The organism is Sphingobacterium sp. NPDC055346 (assembly GCF_053645235.1).
On record NZ_JBSHMI010000003.1, the window covers coordinates 16,051 to 34,517 of the forward strand.

Annotated in this window: 15 protein-coding genes; 6 read left to right on the top strand and 9 right to left on the bottom strand. The window is 42.2% G+C overall.

Translation table 11 applies throughout. The annotated features are described in order from the left end of the window. Positions 1-5: 5 nt before the first annotated feature. From ACWICE_RS06920 to ACWICE_RS06930, 3 genes are read right to left on the bottom strand one after another with little or no spacing between them, the layout of a single operon-like run. Positions 6-845 carry a DMT family transporter gene (locus tag ACWICE_RS06920; protein WP_214648523.1) on the bottom strand — a complete coding sequence of 280 codons (840 nt, stop codon included), beginning with the start codon at positions 843-845 and terminating at the stop codon, positions 6-8. Beyond that, complete coding sequence (locus ACWICE_RS06925; protein WP_093094871.1) at positions 845-1,828, bottom strand: YihY/virulence factor BrkB family protein; 984 nt, start codon at positions 1,826-1,828, stop codon at positions 845-847. The genes ACWICE_RS06920 and ACWICE_RS06925 overlap by 1 nt, the downstream gene beginning before the upstream one ends. Positions 1,829-1,831: 3 nt before the next feature. Next, positions 1,832-3,598 carry an AMP-dependent synthetase/ligase gene (locus ACWICE_RS06930; RefSeq protein ID WP_254528170.1) on the bottom strand — a complete coding sequence of 589 codons (1,767 nt, stop codon included), beginning with the start codon at positions 3,596-3,598 and terminating at the stop codon, positions 1,832-1,834. Positions 3,599-3,778: 180 nt separating this feature from the next. Between ACWICE_RS06930 and ACWICE_RS06935 the strand changes: the two genes are divergently transcribed. Continuing rightward, positions 3,779-4,282, top strand: a complete 504-nt coding sequence (locus ACWICE_RS06935) for a hypothetical protein (protein ID WP_185213497.1) — start codon at positions 3,779-3,781, stop codon at positions 4,280-4,282. Positions 4,283-4,660: 378 nt separating this feature from the next. Here ACWICE_RS06935 and ACWICE_RS06940 read toward each other — a convergent pair whose 3' ends face one another. The 4 genes from ACWICE_RS06940 to ACWICE_RS06955 all read right to left on the bottom strand — a co-directional run bounded on the left by ACWICE_RS06940 (position 4,661) and on the right by ACWICE_RS06955 (position 8,677). Continuing rightward, positions 4,661-5,368, bottom strand: coding sequence for a hypothetical protein (locus ACWICE_RS06940; protein WP_313259070.1), 708 nt, complete (start codon positions 5,366-5,368; stop codon positions 4,661-4,663). Positions 5,369-5,561: 193 nt separating this feature from the next. Further along, positions 5,562-7,298 (bottom strand): M61 family metallopeptidase, encoded by a 1,737-nt coding sequence (locus ACWICE_RS06945; RefSeq protein ID WP_454297922.1) that lies wholly within the window; start codon positions 7,296-7,298, stop codon positions 5,562-5,564. Positions 7,299-7,338: 40 nt separating this feature from the next. After that, positions 7,339-7,836 (bottom strand): dihydrofolate reductase, encoded by a 498-nt coding sequence (locus ACWICE_RS06950; protein ID WP_454297923.1) that lies wholly within the window; start codon positions 7,834-7,836, stop codon positions 7,339-7,341. Between the two features lie 19 nt (positions 7,837-7,855). Beyond that, positions 7,856-8,677 (bottom strand): thymidylate synthase, encoded by an 822-nt coding sequence (locus ACWICE_RS06955; protein WP_185218630.1) that lies wholly within the window; start codon positions 8,675-8,677, stop codon positions 7,856-7,858. A 178-nt stretch (positions 8,678-8,855) separates the two neighbouring features. Here ACWICE_RS06955 and mtaB point away from each other — a divergent pair, with 178 nt between their 5' ends. Then, positions 8,856-10,175, top strand: a complete 1,320-nt coding sequence (mtaB, locus tag ACWICE_RS06960; RefSeq protein WP_185213502.1) for a tRNA (N(6)-L-threonylcarbamoyladenosine(37)-C(2))-methylthiotransferase MtaB — start codon at positions 8,856-8,858, stop codon at positions 10,173-10,175. Positions 10,176-10,423: 248 nt separating this feature from the next. On the opposite strand, the gene ACWICE_RS06965 is transcribed toward mtaB, so the two are convergent. Next, entirely contained in the window at positions 10,424-12,691 is a 2,268-nt protein-coding gene (locus tag ACWICE_RS06965; protein ID WP_254528179.1) for an inorganic phosphate transporter, read from the bottom strand. 96 nt (positions 12,692-12,787) lie between these two features. Next, entirely contained in the window at positions 12,788-13,678 is an 891-nt protein-coding gene (locus ACWICE_RS06970) for an EamA family transporter (protein WP_454297924.1), read from the bottom strand. A gap of 261 nt (positions 13,679-13,939) precedes the next feature. Between ACWICE_RS06970 and ACWICE_RS06975 the strand changes: the two genes are divergently transcribed. The 4 genes from ACWICE_RS06975 (at position 13,940) to ACWICE_RS06990 (ending at position 18,461) form a co-directional block, all read left to right on the top strand. Beyond that, positions 13,940-14,527 (top strand): C40 family peptidase, encoded by a 588-nt coding sequence (locus tag ACWICE_RS06975; RefSeq protein WP_454297925.1) that lies wholly within the window; start codon positions 13,940-13,942, stop codon positions 14,525-14,527. A gap of 108 nt (positions 14,528-14,635) precedes the next feature. After that, complete coding sequence (locus ACWICE_RS06980; protein WP_237219571.1) at positions 14,636-15,136, top strand: hypothetical protein; 501 nt, start codon at positions 14,636-14,638, stop codon at positions 15,134-15,136. Between the two features lie 315 nt (positions 15,137-15,451). Then, on the top strand, positions 15,452-16,177 hold the full coding sequence (gene aqpZ, locus ACWICE_RS06985) for an aquaporin Z (RefSeq protein ID WP_185213506.1): 726 nt from the start codon (positions 15,452-15,454) through the stop codon (positions 16,175-16,177). Positions 16,178-16,640: 463 nt separating this feature from the next. Beyond that, positions 16,641-18,461: a DNA polymerase III subunit gamma/tau gene (locus ACWICE_RS06990; RefSeq protein ID WP_454292141.1), complete on the top strand. Its 1,821-nt coding sequence runs from the start codon at positions 16,641-16,643 to the stop codon at positions 18,459-18,461. Positions 18,462-18,467: the final 6 nt, after the last annotated feature.

Consider the following 18,467-nt stretch of genomic DNA (forward strand, 5'->3'; position numbering starts at 1 on the left):
AAAAGTTATTTGCTAGTCTTTACCCGCATGTTGAACAGAATGGCCAGGATAATCAACCCAATTCCCAATAGGGAATATAAACTGTATGTTTCTTCGAAAAAGAAGAATCCAATGCCCAGTGCGTAAACCACACCTAGGTAAGTTAAACTCGATACCTTTGAAAGATTAGCGGTCTGATACGAAAGCGTCATATAATATTGGGCCAATTGGGTTAAGATACCCACCAATAACAGATAAAACCAATCAATGCCCTGTGGTGTTTTCCAATCGAAAATACTATAGATTCCGACAAATGGAATCGTGATCAATGGAAAGTAAAAAATGATAACCAAGGGATGCTCACTGGTTTTGATCTTCGCAATGATATTATAGGCAATGGCTGCAAACAATGCAGACATCAAGCCCACCGCCAAATCAAAATTGGATATCCTGGAATCAAAACCCTTCATCATCAAAACACCTGCGATCGCCATTCCAAAGAACAGAAACTGAATAGGCTTCACATACTGTTTGACCATGAAGATCCCCAGAATGGTCGTAAATAGAGGAGCTGTATAATTGATGGTCACTGCAGAGGCCAATGGGATATTCTGCAAGGTATAAAAAGAACCTACCAACCCTAAACAGCCGGCAATTCCCCTTGCAATCAGCAATTTCTTATTATTTCCAAAAACAGGAATGTTTTGTTTTCTCAGGATGGCATAGGAAGCCAGCAGACTGATGACTGAACGGAAAAGTACCACTTCCATGGTAGGAAGATGCGAAACCAACTTGACACTAATATTCATTAGGGCGAAGAAAAAGCCCGCCAATAACATGTATTGGATGCTTTTTTGATCTTCCACTACTGAACTGGGTCGCTATGTTTCTTTACTACTTCCCTAATTCCAGTTTCAGGGTCAATTTCCAATTCCGTCTGTTTTACCAACACAGCAAATGAAGCTGGTTGAATTCCTTTGCCATATTTGATGGCGTATTCTTTCGTAAACTCGGCTCCAAAGTACAGAATGGCAGCAGAGTAATAAACCCAGGCCAATAAGATAATAATGGATCCTGCGGCTCCATACGAGCTGGCAGTGATGTTCTGTGAAAGGTATAAGGAGATCAGGAACTTACCGAACATAAATAACAATGCGGTAAAAAGGGCTCCGCCCAATATATCCTTAAATCGAACCTTCGCATCTGGAAGGAAGGCGTAGATAATTCCAAATAAAGACGAGATCACCAAAAAGGTAATGGCCGTATTCACCCAATCGATCAAACTGATATCCCAATTCTCCATAAACTGATTGAAATAGCTCGTCATCACGCCAATCAAACTGGAGATAATCAACGATGCCAATAGAAGGAAAACCAGGCCTAGGATCATGGAGAATGAAATCAACCTGTTGATGATCAATTTCAACCAACCTTTCTTGGGTTTAGGCTTTACTTTCCAGATGGAATTGATTGAATTTTGGATATCCACAAAAATAGTGGTCGAAGTGAACATCAAGGTGCCTGCACCGACGATGATTCCAATATTGGAGCGGCTAGAAAGGGATAGATTATGTACGGTAGATTCCAGCAAGGTGGCTATTTCTTTTCCAAACAATTGATTCAACTCATCAATGACCTGCTCACGCGCACCTTCGCTACCATCTAGGGCACTGCCATAGAAAAATCCCAGTGTCCATGTTAAAATCAACAGAAGTGGACCAATCGAGAATACGGTGTAATAGGCAAGTGAAGCGGCTAGCTTCATGCAGTTGTCATCAGCAAATGCATTACCTGCATTCAATAGTAGTTGCCAGAATTCCTTTATCTTGGTCCAAATTGTTTTTAGCATAGATTATCCCTGTTCAGAATAGATTGATTTTATTACCTCTTCATTCTTTTGCAGGATAACTTTACGTTTAAGGCTTAACTTCGGAGTCAACTCACCAGCGTCGATGGTCCACTCTTTCGGCAACAACTTAAACTTCTTCACCTGCTCCCAATGCCCAAAGTTAGCCATTGCCTGTGATATAACCTGTTCGTATTTAGATAAAATGTCGGTATTCTTGATCAAGTCCTCTTTAGAACTGAAGCTGATACCCTTGTGATTGGCATATTTTTCAAGCTCTTCATATGCCGGAACGATCAATGCCGCAGGGAAACGTTGGTTCTCACCAATGACCATCACCTGGGCAATCAGGGTAGATTCCATCAATTTGTTTTCTAAAACTTGAGGGGCAACATATTTACCTCCCGCGGTTTTGAACATCTCTTTTTTACGATCGGTGATTCTCAAGAAACCATCTGGAGTCAGTTCACCAATATCGCCGGTATGCAAATATCCATCTTCGGTAAAGGCTTCTTTGGTCGCTTCATCGTTATGGTAGTAGCCACTGGTCACACTTGGTCCTTTTACCAGGATCTCTCCATCCTGAGCGATCTTAACATCCAGGTTGTCCAATACGCGTCCAACTGTTCCAAACTTCACATCTTCTTCCTTCCAGGAGTTCACGGCAATTACCGGGGAGGTTTCGGTCAATCCGTAACCTTCCAAAACCTTGATGCCTGCCGCCCAGAACACCCTTGCCAAACGCTCCTGCAAAGCTGCACCACCAGAAATAATCAATTTGATGTTTCCACCTAATGCGTCCTTCCATTTTGAAAAGATCAATTTCCTGGCAATGCCCAATTGGAAGTTGTAGAATCCGGAGTTCTTTTTAGGTTCTTGATAACGTAAGCCCAAGTTCAATGCCCAGAAGAACAGTGATTTCTTGATGCCTGTAAGGTTCTTGCCTTTCTCAACGACCTTGTCATATACTTTTTCCAATACACGTGGTACCGTCGTAAATAGATCTGGTTTTACATCATTGATGTCGACCACGATATTATCCAGGTTTTCCGCATAATAGATCTGTACCCCTTTGGAAAGGTACAGGTACACTACCATTCGCTCAAAGATGTGGCATAATGGCAAGAAGCTCAATGCTTTCTTGTATTCATCGGTTACCAAATGGTTACATGCCTCTACATTGGAAATGATATTGTTATGGGATAGGAAAACGCCTTTGGGTTTACCCGTTGTGCCTGAAGTATAGATCAAGGTCAATAGATCCTCAGGTTGAACTGCATCTCTATGGGCTTGCAGGTCCTGGTCGTTTTGTTTACCAAGTCCCAGAACCTCAAGATAGTTCTTGCGGTCTTGGATATCATCAAACGTAAAAACCTCTAACTCTTGGTTGTTTTCCTTTAATGCTAGGTCAGCTTTCTTCGCAAGTTCTTCATTGCTTACAAACAAAAGCTTTGCGCCAGCATCATTCAGGATATAGATCAGGTCCTGATTGGAAAGGGTAGGGTATAAGGGCACTGTCGCCACACCCAATTGGTTACAGGCAAAGTCAATGAAATTCCATTCCGGTCTATTACCGGACATCAAGGCAATACGATCGCCTTTTTGAATCCCTTTTGCCAATAATCCCTTGCTGATATTATCGATGATTTCTACAAACTCTTGGGTGGAATAGGTCTTCCAACCATTCTTTGAGCGGCCAGCAACCATGATCTCTTTGGAAAATTCCTTCTGATAGTTACTGATTAAATCAAATAATCTTTTATTATTGCTCATAATGTTTATCTCCCCTTAAAAATACAAAATTGGTTATACATATCTAGGTAATGACTAATATATAATTTTTTAAAGAAAAACTATGCTTGCAGAATAATTTTTGACTTTACTTATACCGAAAATCGGTTTTAAGCGTTTAAAAAATTAATAGTACTTTTGAGGAATAGAAATTTGTTTTCAATGAAAAAAATCTTACAACTAACACTAGTTTTTATCGCTTTTATTGCATCAACTAACCTTGCCAACGCGCAGCTGCAATCTCAACATGCCATCGGTGCCAGATTTGGTTCGGCTACTGGATTAACATATCGTTATACAATGAATCCTAACAAGGCTTTGGAAGGAATTCTGAGTATTCAGGGCAACTCGGAATACAGCAGGTTCCGCTTGGTAGGTCTCTATGAAAACCACTTGCCATTATACAATGATTTCTCCTGGTTCTGGGGATTCGGTGGTTCGGTAGGTTCATATACCAGTAAAGCATTTACCAACAAAGAAGGGCAACGTTTTGACAAACATTCCGAAATGGCCCTGAGTGTTGATGGTATCGTAGGGGTGGAATACAAAATTCCGCAAGCTCCACTAGCATTGTCACTAGATATCAAACCTTATTTCGACTTCCTTCAAGAAAGCGGATTCAGGATTTGGGATGGAGTGGGATTCTCCATAAGATACACGTTTTAACAACGAACAAGGCCTTGCTTCAAAAAGCAAGGCCTTGTTCGTTGTTACAGTATTTAGTAATAAGTATTTAGTATTTAGACCTAGGGCTCCGTCATCGTTACTTTGTACTCCATAATATCATTCAGCAATTCTGAAAATGATATTGTTTTCCATTTAGTAAGGGTAAATAGGAAGCTATACAGTCTAACTATTAACTACTAAATACTTATTACTAAAGTATTTAGTGATAAGTATTTAGTAGTTAGACCTAGGGCTCCGTCATCGTTTCTTTGTACTCCTTAATATCATTCAGCAATTCTGAAAATGATATTGTTTTCCATTTAGTAAGGGTAAATAGCAAGCTATACAGTCTAAATACTAAATACTAACTACTAAATTCTAAAGTGCCTTCTCCGTATCCACCGCATTATGCTCCCGGTACACTTTTTCGCCAATGACGCCTTCGTCCCCGAGTGCTCTGCCTTTGATCAGCCAGGATATCCCGAACATCCAAAGGGCTAAGGCTTCAAAAACGAGGGTAGAATAGGGGAACAGCTTTAGAGGGACCATAACTACGCAAAGTATTATGCCATAGCCACAGAATCTGTAGATGCGGTTTTCATTGAACATACTGACCGGAATATCGGAGTTTTTCTGTTGCCCGATGGTAAAGACATTGATGGATAATAGGGCAAATATGGAAAACAACACTGCCGCAAAGGCATAGTGTAACCAAGTTAAGCTAAAGTTGATCAAGGTACATTTCAGGCAGGAGTCCGAAATAGGATCTGTTGGGATAAAAGCAACCCCGAAAGCCATGATCCCGGCAACATTCGTAAGTAAATTGTCATTCTTGAGAATTGACCTGTTCCCATTTCCTTTATAGCAGATCAAAAACAAGCCTACAGCACATAATGTACCCGTAAAGATTTCCCGAAGGTTGGTATAGTAATAATGGCTGATGGAGGGCTGTATTTTGGTCGCAAAGAATTTGATTAAAGATAGCAGGACTAAAATGGTTGGGAGAAAAATCCCTAGATAACCAATTGCCCTTCGGAGACGCCGATAGGCATATAGGTTGTGGTTTTGAATGGGTTTTATTTGCATGGCCGTAATTGGTTAAACGGTACGGAACCTGAAATTGGTCTTAGGTTCGATTCTGTTAATTGTGTGCCATTAAAAATAAAGAAAAAATTCAAATAAATTATTGATAATGAGTGGTTAATTGCTTTGGATGAGCGAAAACAAAATACCCAGCAACGAAAGGGATTCGATTGCTGGGTATTTCTACTTTTCAAGATTATAAAGAAAGCCAGATATTACCTAACCTTCTTTGTTCTTCTGTGCTGTCTTCTTTTCTTTCAATAACGTAGGAAACTTTTTCACTAGCTTTCAACTGGATCATGATTTCACGCATCAGGCCATCTCTAGCGACTAGGATCTGCAAAGGATCACCAATCTTGCTGTTGATCACGGCCTGGTCCAGTTCTCTACCCATCGGATCCAAGCGATTTCCGTTGACTGCCACGATTTCATCATCTACATTCAATCCATCCAGCCAAGCAGCGGAATTGCGGTCAACATTCTTGATGATGGTACGTCCATCCTGATGCGAAACCTTGATCCCTATGCTAGGTGTCTGGTTTTCCTTATTGATGTCAATGAATTGATAACCTATCGCGTTGAAATAAGCATTATAGTCAATTTCTTCTGTGGTATAGACCGCGTCAAAAATCTCCTTCAGGGAGATTCCGGAAACCTCTTCTGCCAAGTCTTGGAATTCCTTTTCGCTGATTCCCCTGTTCTCAATCAGGTAATATTTTTCATAGGCCGCTTTCAGGACATTGTCCAAACGTTTGCTGCCATTGGTCTTCGCAATGATGCTGATGTCAATCATCGTGGCCAACATAGCTCCTTTGTTGTAATAGGAGATGCTGACATTGGATGAGTTTTCATCGGGGCGGTATTGTTTGATCCAGGTATCAAAACTGGAAAGACCCACCGATTGAACCTTGTGTCCAGGGCGGTTCAATACCAGATTGAATTCCGAAACCAATTCATTTAGATACTCCTGTTCATTCCTAAATCCGCATCTACGAGTAATTAGGTTGTCGTAATAGGCGGTAAAACCTTCAAAGATCCATAATAATGGGGTGTAGTTTTCCTCATCATAGTTGAATGGACCCAAGTTCGCGGGTCTCAAACGCTTGACATTCCATAAGTGGAAATACTCATGGGCTACCAAGCTCAAGAAATTATTATAGGTGATGTTATTGGAATAAGCGGACCTGGATGCTGCCAAGACCGTCGAGTTCAAGTGTTCCAAACCACCGTGTGAACTTTGATAATTATGGGTAATAAATACATATCGGTCATTCGGATTCGATCCCCAGATCGCCGTTTCAACTTCCACAATCTTTGTGATATCTTCTGACAAGCGATCTTTATCGTAATTGGCCGTTCCCACCATCGCAAATTCATGGGGAATACCCGCAGCATTGAACGTCCAGCTATCCTGATTACCGATCTCCAGCGGAGAATCAAAAAGGATATCGAAATTCTCTGCAAAGAAGAGATTGAGTTTGCCCTCTACCAATTCCAAACCTGTAGATATCTTTTTCCAGAAACTTGGCAGATCAACCTGAACCGTTGAAGCATGGTCCAAATAGCCGTCCACGAACAGGAAAGTCCCTGCTGGGCTGATAAAGGCATGTTGGTCATCCACAAAATTGGTACGCACGGAGCGTTCAAAGCTATAAACACGATAGGATACCTTTACCTGCGAACCCTTGGAATGAACTCTCCAGGTATTCTTGTTGATCTTGTCAAATTCAAGGAGGTTACCATTCGTATCTTCCATCTTCATCTGCTCCACGTTTTTTGCAAATTCACGGATGAGGTAGGAACCAGGTGTCCAGACCGGCATTTTGAGGTCAAGGTAATCTTGGTCAAATCCTTCAAGGATCATTCGGACCTCCACATAATGTGCCTGAGGCTCAATAAAAGATAATTGGAACTGTATACTGCTTTTACTCATAATTCTTTAACGTAAAAAGGGAAACCTTGTTTGGCATCCCTTATTTTCTTTTATAAACTTGAAAAGTATAGTCGAACTTATGCTTTTCATCCTTCTGATGGGCATCTTGACTGACCAACTCCCATTCATTCCCTGGCAGTTCCGGAAAATAGGCGTCCGCATCTGGAATATTGGTGTGCACCCTGGTCAATAGGACTTCATCTGCAATGGGCAAGGATTGCTTGTAGATCTCTGCTCCGCCGATGATAAATATTTCCTGTTCATCCCTGCAATAATTAATTACCGCTTGGATGCTGTTTGCGACATCAACTTCCTCTGCCCTAAATTGAGGCTGTCTGCTGATGACGATATTCCTTCTGCCTGGCAAGGCTTTACCAATGGACTCAAAGGTCTTCCGGCCCATGACAATGGAATGATCCATGGTCTTGGCCTTGAAGTATTTGAAATCATTGGGTAAATGCCAAGGCATTTGGTTACCTTTTCCAATTGCATTATTCTCGGCTGCCGCCACAATAAATGTAACTTTAGGATAACTCATTTAAATGTTTTAGTTTTTATTATACAGCTACTGGAGCTTTGATATGCGGGTGATGTTCGTAATTCACCAATTCAAAATCCTCAAACTTGAAATCAAAGATGTCTTTCACATCAGGGTTGATCTTCATTTGCGGAAGTGGTTTCGGATCGCGTGACAATTGCAGTTCGGTCTGCTCAAAATGGTTGCTGTAGATATGCGCATCACCAAGGGTATGGACAAAATCTGCCGCTTCCATATCGCATACCTGCGCCACCATCATGGTCAATAGGGCATAGGAAGCAATGTTGAACGGTACGCCCAAGAAAATATCTGCACTGCGTTGGTATAATTGGCAGGATAGCTGCGGTTTTAAGATCCCTTTCTCAGGTTGCGCCGGCGCTACATAGAACTGAAAAAAGGCATGACATGGAGGCAAAGCCATATTTTCGATTTCCGCTACGTTCCATGCCGAAACAATGATCCTACGGGAGTCCGGTGATTTTTTCAACTGATTGATCACTTGGCTAATCTGGTCGATATGACGGCCATCAGGAGTAGGCCATGAACGCCATTGTGAACCATAAACTGGACCTAAATTGCCGTTCTCATCCGCCCATTCGTCCCAAATGCTTACACCGTTTTCCTTGAGATATTGGATGTTGGTCTCACCTTTCAGGAACCAGATCAACTCATGGATAATGGAGCGTAAATGTAACTTTTTGGTCGTTACAAGGGGGAATCCTTCTTTTAGATTGAAACGCATTTGATACCCAAATACACTTTTTGTTCCTGTTCCAGTTCTGTCCGTCTTTTCAACACCAGTCGTGTATACGTGTTCAAGTAAGTCTAAATATTGTTTCATTGATTTCCCTTGATTTTTTTCTCCTACGAAGATACCCTTTTTTTTGAAATTGCATTTTGCTTTTTGGGGCCTTTGCGGAAGTTTCCCGTTTTTTTACAATCCCAGGTTAATCATTAAAATATCACAATTCATCAATACTTAACATTTTGCATCATTTTGTGTATTTTTGCAAAATATTATGGGAAAAAAAGTTGCTTTCTATACGTTGGGTTGTAAGCTGAATTTTTCAGAAACCTCCTCTATAGGTCGTATCTTTAAGGATGCGGGTTATGAAACTACGCCTTTCAACAGCGCGGCAGATGTTTATGTGATCAATACATGTTCGGTGACCGATCATGCTGACCGCAAGTGCCGAAAGGTCGTAAAGGAAGCCCTGAAGCATTCCCCAAATGCCTATATTACCATTGTTGGCTGCTACGCACAGCTCAAACCTAAGGAGATTTCTGAAATCCCGGGTGTGGACATGGTTTTAGGTGCTGCCGAAAAATTCAACATCATTGAACATATCGATGACCTGACCAAGAACGAAAAAGCAGTGGTCCATAATGCCCCTATCGACGAAACCAATCAGTTTGTTTCTGCATTCTCCATCGGCGACCGTACCAGGACCTTTTTGAAAGTTCAGGATGGTTGTGATTATTCCTGTACCTTCTGTACGATTCCTTTGGCACGTGGTGCCAGCCGTTCGGGCAAGATTGAGGACATCGTGCGTCAGGCTGAAGAGATTGCCGCTTCCGGCGTCAAAGAAATCGTGCTGACTGGCGTGAATATCGGTGACTACGGCATCCGTGACGGCAAGCGCCAAGATCGCTTCGTGGATCTGGTGAAAGCATTGGATGAGGTGGAAGGAATCGATAGGATCCGTATTTCCAGCATTGAACCGAACCTATTGACCAATGAAATCATCGAATTTGTAGCACAGTCCAAAAGATTTGTGCCACATTTCCACATGCCTCTACAGTCAGGTAACAATAAGGTCCTAGCACAAATGAGACGCCGATACAAACGTGAACTGTATAGCGAACGCGTTGCTAAGATCAAATCTCTGATGCCTAACTGCTGTATCGGGGTGGATGTTATCGTCGGTTTCCCAGGGGAGACCCGTGAGGATTTTATAGATACATACAACTTCTTGAATGAGATGGATACCTCTTACCTGCATGTATTCACCTATTCAGAACGTGAAAATACCATTGCCGCTCAAATGGAAGGTGCCGTACCGGGTGCCCAGCGAAGCGATAGAAGCAAGATGTTGCATATCCTTTCAGAAAAGAAACGTAGAGCCTTCTACGAATCACAGTTAGGCTCTATCGATGAGGTTCTGTTTGAAGGTGATATCAAAGATGGTTATATGCATGGCTTCTCCAAGAACTATGTGAAAGTGCGTACGCCTTATGATCCTTTGTTGGTAAACGAGGTTGTTCCCGTTAAGTTCATTTCCATTTCTGAAAATGGGGATGTGGATATCGAGGAATTGCCAGAGGTATTAGCGCATTAATCGGATAGTATACCCCAATTTTTTTTAGATTTTATTCTGACTTGGTTCGAGTCTCATTCGAGACATATTCGGAAACGTTCGGATTGGATAGAATTATTTCTAACCATTTCCCGAATGTGTCTCGAAGCAATCTCGAATAAGGTCAAGATTTAGACCATTCCTTTTGGTCTAAATCCTGCCTTTTCTTTAGCTGTTTTTGGGTCCTTTTTTATGGGGATTAATTTCTTGCCTGAGTTGAATTAGAGCTGCTAAGCATTTCTTCTTCTGAAGCTGTCAAACTCTTTGTGAAGTCGCATCAACTTGAAGGTTGAACTGATCAGCTCATTGGTTTCGAGAAGAATGGAGAAATACAGTCTACTGTTCTTAGGACTGTTTTCAGAAGTCCTGATACGGTCTATCTGTTTGTCCAATAGATTGTTGATGTATTCTTGGATATCTTCTCTTTCTTTAATGATCTCATCAATCTTACTGAAATCCAGTCGTTTATAGGTCATGTTGATTTTTGAGAACCATTCAGCGATTCTTTCCACCACATATTTTAAGTCTTTTGCCTGGCTGATCTTCAGCGGTTTGTGGTTATTGTCCACATGCGACATGGCATTGGAGTTGATGACCGCTACGTTTTCTACCATATCCTGTTGATAACCTAAGGATATGATATAATAACGGCTTCCCTTCACGGAATTATCATCCAAACTACGGATATAATCATACATCGCGTTGTTGGTTGAATTCAGGTCGTTCTGCAGTTTCTTGATCAACTTTTTATTGCTTGTCAGGGCATCCAGGTCTTCCTTGATCAGGGAGTCTATGGCTTCCTTGAAGAATAGGTTGGTCTTGGAGAACGTTTCACTGATCTGTTGGGCAGAGGTTTCAATTACCTGCTGTAGACCGATGATATCGCCTTTTTCCAGGTTCAGTTCCTGTAATGCCTTTGCCTTGATCTTGCGGTCATGGCTCTTTGCATTTCTATAAAGCAATAGGGCAAGTACGATCAGGGAGATCACAAAAGTGACGATTCCGCCAATCTTTAGGAAGAACGCGAAGATTACCGCTCCCGCGAATGCACAACCCGCAGTCACAAACCAGCCGCCGATAACGTGGAATACTCCCGAAACCCTATAAACTGCACTCTCACGGCCCCATGCACGGTCTGCAAAGGCAGTACCCATGGCCACCATAAAGGTTACATAGGTGGTCGAAAGGGGAAGTTTCATGGATGTACCTAGGGCGATCAGGCTGGAAGCAACCATCAGGTTGACCGAAGCGCGGATCATATCAAACATTGGTTCATCTTTTGACTTCTTTTTCTTTCTATGGGCAGTTAACAGTGGGTTTTCAAATTTTTTGTCCAAGCTTGCCTGCAAGGTCCTCGGCATCAGGTAAGTCAAACCTGAACCAAGTTTGATAAATCCTCTTACAATGCTACGGGATAGCATATTGGATTTAAATTTCTCGTTACCATCACCTTGATTGGAAAGGCTCATTTCCGTCTCAATAACGGTTTTGGCCTTTTTGGAGGTCCATAAGGTAATGACCATTACGATACCTGCAGTTAATAAGATCCAGGTAGGGGCAACTATATCACTGGATGCCAGTGCATCCATCATATAGTTGTCCGGGTCGGCTCCAGGGATCGATTGGAAGAACTCTACCGATTGAGCTGCGGCTACTGGTACACCGATAAAGTTTACCAAGTCGTTCCCCGCGAATGAAAGCGCTAACGCAAAGGTTCCAATTCCAATGATCACCTTCAGGATATTATATCCCAACAGGTTAATGATATAGCTTAGGATGGTGAAGACTACAAATGATCCACCCAATAGGAGCAATTCATGCGTCTGAACCCAGTCTTTGACATCTGAACCAATGAACGATACACCTTTCATCCCTTTGATCAGGATAAAATAAGAGATAGAAGCCATGGCGATTCCCCCAAAGAAAACCCCAATGGTCTTTAGTTTCTTTTCAAACTGGAAAGTGAACAGGACCCTGGAAATATACTGTACAGCCATACCGACCGTAAAGGAAATGACGACGGAGAGTAAGATACTGTAGACAATCTCAGAGGCTTTTTCTGTATTGATATAGGTAGAAAGGGTAGACCAATCTCCGTTCTTAATAGCGATATTATAGATAGCCAAACAGATCGCAGCACCTAAGAGTTCAAACACGATGGATACCGTGGTTGAAGTTGGCAGGCCGAAATAGTTAAAGACATCCAATAGAATGATATCCGTAATCATGACGGCGAGGAATATGGTTATTACATCATCAAAAGAGAATTTACTGGGGACATAGATCCCGCTCCTGGCGATTTCCATCATACCGCTCGAAAAGACCGATCCAAAAAGGATCCCCAAACTGGCAATGATCATGATGCTTTTGAAAGGGATGGCTTTTGATCCAATGGCTGAATTCAGGAAGTTTACAGCATCGTTACTAACACCGACCATCAGGTCTATGATTGCCAGGACAGCAAGCGTGATGAGTACGAGATAAAGGTAGTTCTCCATAATGTATATGTTTTCAATCTAGATTGTTATGGGTGATCAGACTAAAACTGAAATATAATTTCTAAAACTGCAAGTATAGGGTAAAAACCTTAAAATTTAGCTATTTGTTTTCAAATTATTCTTCCAGAATATCGTTAAAAGAATAAAAATAACGCCTATCCATTTGACCCAGCTGACCGACTCTTGCAGGACCAGGTAAGACATACAGACGGCTACCGGGAGCTCTACGGCACTTAGTACGGCGCCAAGGGAATACCCCACTTTAGGCATGCCGTAAGCAAAGAGCAACGGTGGAATGACCGTTCCGAAGATGGACAGCAACATGCCATAAGGTAAAATTCCCATGAACGTTTCGCTGCCGAACAAACTGAAGGGTTGTAAGGTGACCAAAATCAAGAATAAGGCACCACTGATCATCATGGCGCTTTTATGGATCGGATGGTAATCATTGCCCACACGGCCGTTGACAATCATAAAGACAGAGTAGGCGGTTGCAGCAAGCATGCCATACCCAATCCCCAGTAAAGAAAAGGATTCCAAAGGTTCCTCGATCATTCCTGTAGCGAAGACCGTACCGGCAAGGATGGCTATGATAACGATGATTTGGCTAAGCTGAGGTTTTACCTTGAAGAAAACCAGTTCGATAATCTGTCCGATCCAGATGTATTGCATCAGGAGGACGATGGCCAAGGAAGCTGGGACCAGTTCTACACATTTATAGTACAATATGCTGACCATGCCCGTACTTACCCCACTCAGGTAGATTTTCCATTTAGGGCTTAATGGGGTCTGGGATTTCTTTTGTTGTTGGGAGTTTTTTATGAGGAGCCAAGCTAGCCAAAGAAAGACAACCCCTAATAGTGCTTGAATCCCTGTGACTTCGCCAAGGTTATAACCTTGTGCATAGGCTTTTTTAACAAAGGTGGATAGAATTCCGAAGCTCGCGGCTCCAAGGAATACGGCTATTGCGCCTTTTGTTTTATTCATGGCGCAAAAGTAAATTAAATAAGTACTATGCGCTAAGGATAAAAACAGTTGATGACACAGAAAAGACAAATCCATTCGTACAGGTAAAAATTAGCGCGCATAAAATTTGGTTGTCGTGACAAATAATTTCCGTTCAAATCCTGTTTTTAAGGATTAATAACCTATATTGTATGGCTTTGGCAATAAAGTAAGTCACATTTGTGGAAAAAAACAGGTGGGCTTTGATGGAATAGCTTGATATTTTTGGTTTGGAGGTTTTGGATGAAGATTAATTACAGCTTATTACTTTTTCTTTTGGCGGCGGTCTTGTTGAGTTCCTGTGGGGCGAAGCGAAAAACTGCCGGAGGAGGTTCTTATGGAAATGTAAAGCCCAAGAAGGGAGCTCCGATTTCGGATGCCAGTGATGCCCGAGGGGTGGAGTATTCTGGGAACAAGCTGGAAAACTATGCCGAGTTGTTGGGCGTGAAGACCAAGGATCTCGATAACAAGATCCTATACCTAATGATCGATGAATGGATGGGCACGCCGCATCGAATGGGGGGTATGGATAAACGCGGGGTGGACTGTTCGGGTTTTGTGACCCTGATGTACGATAGGATCTATGGCAAGGAGCTGCCAAGAACTTCAAGGGACATGGCTGACAATGTGAAGCGGAAGTATGAGAAGCAATTGAAGGAGGGGGATCTGGTGTTCTTTTCCTTTGGCGGTCGGAATATCGACCATGTGGGTATTTACCTGCACAATGGCAAGTTTGTGCATGTATCCACGCGCAAAGGTGTTATCATCTCCAACCTGAACGATAGTTGGTATTATAAATATTTCAAGCGCAGCGGAACGCCAAAGAGTTAGTGGCTGCTGTTTTATGACAGTATTATGTCCGATATTCGGCTTTATTCTCAAATTAGCCTGTTAAAATCTGTACAAATCCCTATTTTTGTGCACATTTTATAGCATATCATGTCAGAAAAAACTAAAAAGATTTTCTTAGGGCTATGTGTAGTAGTTCCATTCTTAATTTACTGTGTTTATTACTATTCGGCGATGGTGAAAAACGCACCATACCGTTATTCTGATTTCGATCATATCGAAATTACCTATGGATTTCCAGATTCCATGCTGAACCATTTCAATTCCAAGACACAGGAATATGATTACCTTACAAAAGACAACAAGTTGGTAAAGGATAGCTTGAAACTTCGTGACAATGACCTGTTGTATCTGCACAGGAAAGCACAGGAGTTGGGCTTCTGGAATTTACCGGACGATATGACGGTGGACCTCAGCAAGAGACCGGCTGGCGAGCGCAAGCCAAGGTACAAGCTGACCTTCGCCTATAAAGAAAAAACGAAGACTGTAACCTTTGATCCGGATTATCCGGGGCCAGACAAAATGGTTGAAGCGGGCCGTACCACGATCGATGAGGTGGTAAGGATGTTGGCGACGGCAAAGGCGAGATAAAAGGAAATTTATTATTTAATTTTCTCTTAACAGTAACTTTAACCAATAGCCCTACTTTTGAGTCAAGTAATTTGTTTCAATAAATTGTTTGGTGATTTAAAGGTTATTAGGTAAAACAATTAAGAAAAAGGGTCGATGTGATATCGGTCCTTTTTTTTATTTATTGAATCTCGATTAATCCCCTGTAAACTAAAAAGATGCTCTGTTCCCTTTTGGAAAAAAAGGATGACTTCCATTTTTGTGGCGATAATTCTACCATTATTTTATGAGGTAATTATTGATATTAATTGTTAATTTGTGTCCAAATAATAAATTATGGAAACAAAAACATTATCTAAATTCATTGCTGAACTGATTGGAACATTCGGTTTGGTATTGTTTGGCTGTGGTGCTGCAGCTGTTGCCGGAGGTGATACGCTAGCGCATACATCTGGCCTAGGGTTATTGGGGATTTCCTTGGCTTTCGGTTTATCCGTGGTAGTTTTCGCCTATGCAATTGGCGGCGTATCGGGTTGTCATATCAATCCGGCGGTTACCTTGGGTGTCCTGGTCTCGGGAAGGATGTCTGGAAAGGATGCTATAGTTTATATTGCTGCCCAGGTATTGGGTGGTATCTTAGGAGCCTTTGTGTTGAAGACCATTTTGTCGGGTCAGATTGCTGGTTTCAGCGCTGGCGAATGGGCGTATGGGTCGAATGGCTGGGGCGCAGGTTATCAGAATGAGTATGGAATGATGGCAGCATTTATTACCGAAACGGTATTGACAGCCCTGTTCCTGTTCGTTATTCTGGGAACCACATCAAAACTTGGAAATGGAACGATGGCTGGTTTGGCTATCGGTTTTTCCTTGGTTTTGATCCACATGGTTGCTATTCCTATCACAGGGACTTCAGTGAATCCTGCTAGAAGCCTTGGCCCTGCGATCTTTGCAGGTGGAAATGCAATTTCTCAAGTTTGGTTGTTCTTGGTCGCTCCGTTTGTTGGTGCCGTAATCGGTGCCGTACTGTGGAGATTGGTGCAGAACGAACCGAAAAGTGCGTAATTGAAAATATTATTTTGATTAATTTAAATGAAAGAGTTGCTCCATTGGGCAACTCTTTTTTGTGGGTAGGGGAATGGGTAGGGGATTTGAACCAGGATGAAAGGGATTCGAGGATGGGCCATGATCGTAACTCAAGGCTCCTTGGAGGTTAAGGGAAATGTTTTTTTTGTTTTTGATTCTGAACGATCAGTGAGGAATCTGTGCGGTTTTCCTTCAACATGTCCTGTCATCCTGGAACGAAGGTGCAGGAACTATTCGGCAATACAAGCTTTTTTGGATTTGATCACCTTCATTGTAAAATCCTCCACCTATGTTGTACAGCAATACAAGCTTTTATGGGTTTACTCTCCTTTCGTTGTACAATCCCCCTTTATCGCTGTTCGCTCTTCATTCGCTCATCAAGAGAAATGTTTCCAAAACGGTTTTTGCTTGTGCCAAACTTTGAAAATGATTATCTTCGTGCATGGATAATTTCATTGTCTCTGCGCGGAAATATAGGCCGGTCACATTTGACTCGGTGGTAGGGCAGCAACACATTACCGGAACACTTAAGAATGCAATACATAACAACCAGTTAGCTCAGGCATTTCTGTTCTGTGGACCTCGTGGTGTTGGTAAAACTACCTGTGCCCGTATTTTGGCAAAGACAATTAACTGTGAGCATATCACGGAATCGAATGAAGCCTGTGGGCAATGTGATAGCTGTAAGTCTTTCCAGAATGGGAATTCCTTCAGTATCCATGAGCTGGATGCGGCATCCAACAACTCGGTTGACGATATCCGTTCCTTGATCGATCAGGTGAGGATCCCACCTCAAACAGGTAAATACAAGATCTATATCATTGATGAGGTTCACATGCTTTCGCAACAGGCTTTCAATGCTTTTTTGAAAACCTTGGAAGAGCCACCTTCCTATGCGATCTTTATCTTAGCTACCACGGAAAAACATAAAATCCTTCCTACCATTCTTTCCCGTTGTCAAATCTTTGATTTCAACAGGATCAAAGTGGAGGATATGGCGAACCATCTTGCTGGCATTGCGGAAAAAGAAGCGGTGACCTATGAGATGGATGGCTTGCATGTCATTGCGCAGAAAGCTGATGGCGGTCTACGTGATGCACTTTCGATGTTTGACCAGATCGTTAGTTTTTCCAATAAGAACCTGACCTACCAAGCGGTAATCAACAACCTAAATATCTTGGATTATGATTACTACTTCCAATTGATGGATGCCATCGCCAGACAGGATGCTGCCAATACTTTGTTGATTTTTGATAAGGTGTTGAACAACGGTTTTGATGGTGGTCATTTTATCGCAGGTTTATCTTCGCACATCCGTAATCTATTGGTGAGCAAGGAGCCAAGTACCTTGAAGTTATTGGAAGTCAGTGAAAACGTGAAGAAAAGATATCTGGAACAATCACAATCCCTTTCCAGCGGTCTGTTGTTATCTGCCTTGAACATCGCAAACCAATGTGAGGTCAATTATCGCAGCAGTAAGAACCAAAGATTGCAGGTGGAGCTGTCCTTGCTGAAAATGTGCCATATTGCGAGTGCAATTCAACTAGGAGCAGAAGGTCTACCAGCATTAGCTGAATTAAAAAAAAAACTCCCTAACCCAGGTTTAAGCCCTGCTGTTGCAAATGGCTCTGGGCCAGCTGCAACGGAGAAAACTGCTTCTCAGGCTGCTCAAACCGCCGCTCAACCTGCGGCAATGCCAAAGCCTGCGCCAAGTACTCCGGTATCCAAGCCGGCAGCTGCAAGTTCAAATCCTGTTCCGGTAACTGATACTCCTAAACCTGCCGCTAAAGGCTGGGGCAATATCAAGACTTCTATTTCCGTACCTAACCTGAATACGATCTTTGACGATAAAAAGGCAGAAGGTGACGATGAAAATGAATTGGTAGAAGGTAATGAATTCTATGAAGTTACCCAGAACGGATTTTTGAGCAAGTGGAATGAGTTTGCTGAAATCCTTCGTAACGAGAGCAAGATTACCCTGTACACCATTATGACTTCGAATGCGCCAGTCCTGGAAGGGACGACCATCAAGGTGGAAGTTGAGAACATGGTGCAGATGGAAGAGCTTAAGTTAGGAAAGATCGACATGCTGAATTACCTAAGGGTGCAATTGCGAAACTTCTCCCTGGATATTGACGGGGTGATGGTAGAGAAGTCCAAAGAGCGCAAACCTTATACTTCACAGGAAAAATATCAGGCCATGGTTGCCAAAAACCCGATGCTTGATGAGTTGAGAAAAACATTTGATTTGGGTTTAAGCTAATCATTT

Excerpts from the sequence above, each read along its gene's own strand:
- ACWICE_RS06965 (WP_254528179.1), bottom strand. The coding sequence starts at position 12,691 with ATGGAGAACTACCTTTATCTCGTACTCATCACGCTTGCTGTCCTGGCA.
- ACWICE_RS06935 (WP_185213497.1), top strand. The coding sequence starts at position 3,779 with ATGAAAAAAATCTTACAACTAACACTAGTTTTTATCGCTTTTATTGCA.
- ACWICE_RS06945 (WP_454297922.1), bottom strand. The coding sequence starts at position 7,298 with ATGAGTAAAAGCAGTATACAGTTCCAATTATCTTTTATTGAGCCTCAG.
- ACWICE_RS06955 (WP_185218630.1), bottom strand. The coding sequence starts at position 8,677 with ATGAAACAATATTTAGACTTACTTGAACACGTATACACGACTGGTGTT.
- ACWICE_RS06975 (WP_454297925.1), top strand. The coding sequence starts at position 13,940 with ATGAAGATTAATTACAGCTTATTACTTTTTCTTTTGGCGGCGGTCTTG.
- ACWICE_RS06980 (WP_237219571.1), top strand. The coding sequence starts at position 14,636 with ATGTCAGAAAAAACTAAAAAGATTTTCTTAGGGCTATGTGTAGTAGTT.
- ACWICE_RS06970 (WP_454297924.1), bottom strand. The coding sequence starts at position 13,678 with ATGAATAAAACAAAAGGCGCAATAGCCGTATTCCTTGGAGCCGCGAGC.
- aqpZ (WP_185213506.1), top strand. The coding sequence starts at position 15,452 with ATGGAAACAAAAACATTATCTAAATTCATTGCTGAACTGATTGGAACA.
- ACWICE_RS06950 (WP_454297923.1), bottom strand. The coding sequence starts at position 7,836 with ATGAGTTATCCTAAAGTTACATTTATTGTGGCGGCAGCCGAGAATAAT.
- mtaB (WP_185213502.1), top strand. The coding sequence starts at position 8,856 with ATGGGAAAAAAAGTTGCTTTCTATACGTTGGGTTGTAAGCTGAATTTT.
- ACWICE_RS06940 (WP_313259070.1), bottom strand. The coding sequence starts at position 5,368 with ATGCAAATAAAACCCATTCAAAACCACAACCTATATGCCTATCGGCGT.
- ACWICE_RS06990 (WP_454292141.1), top strand. The coding sequence starts at position 16,641 with ATGGATAATTTCATTGTCTCTGCGCGGAAATATAGGCCGGTCACATTT.
- ACWICE_RS06930 (WP_254528170.1), bottom strand. The coding sequence starts at position 3,598 with ATGAGCAATAATAAAAGATTATTTGATTTAATCAGTAACTATCAGAAG.
- ACWICE_RS06925 (WP_093094871.1), bottom strand. The coding sequence starts at position 1,828 with ATGCTAAAAACAATTTGGACCAAGATAAAGGAATTCTGGCAACTACTA.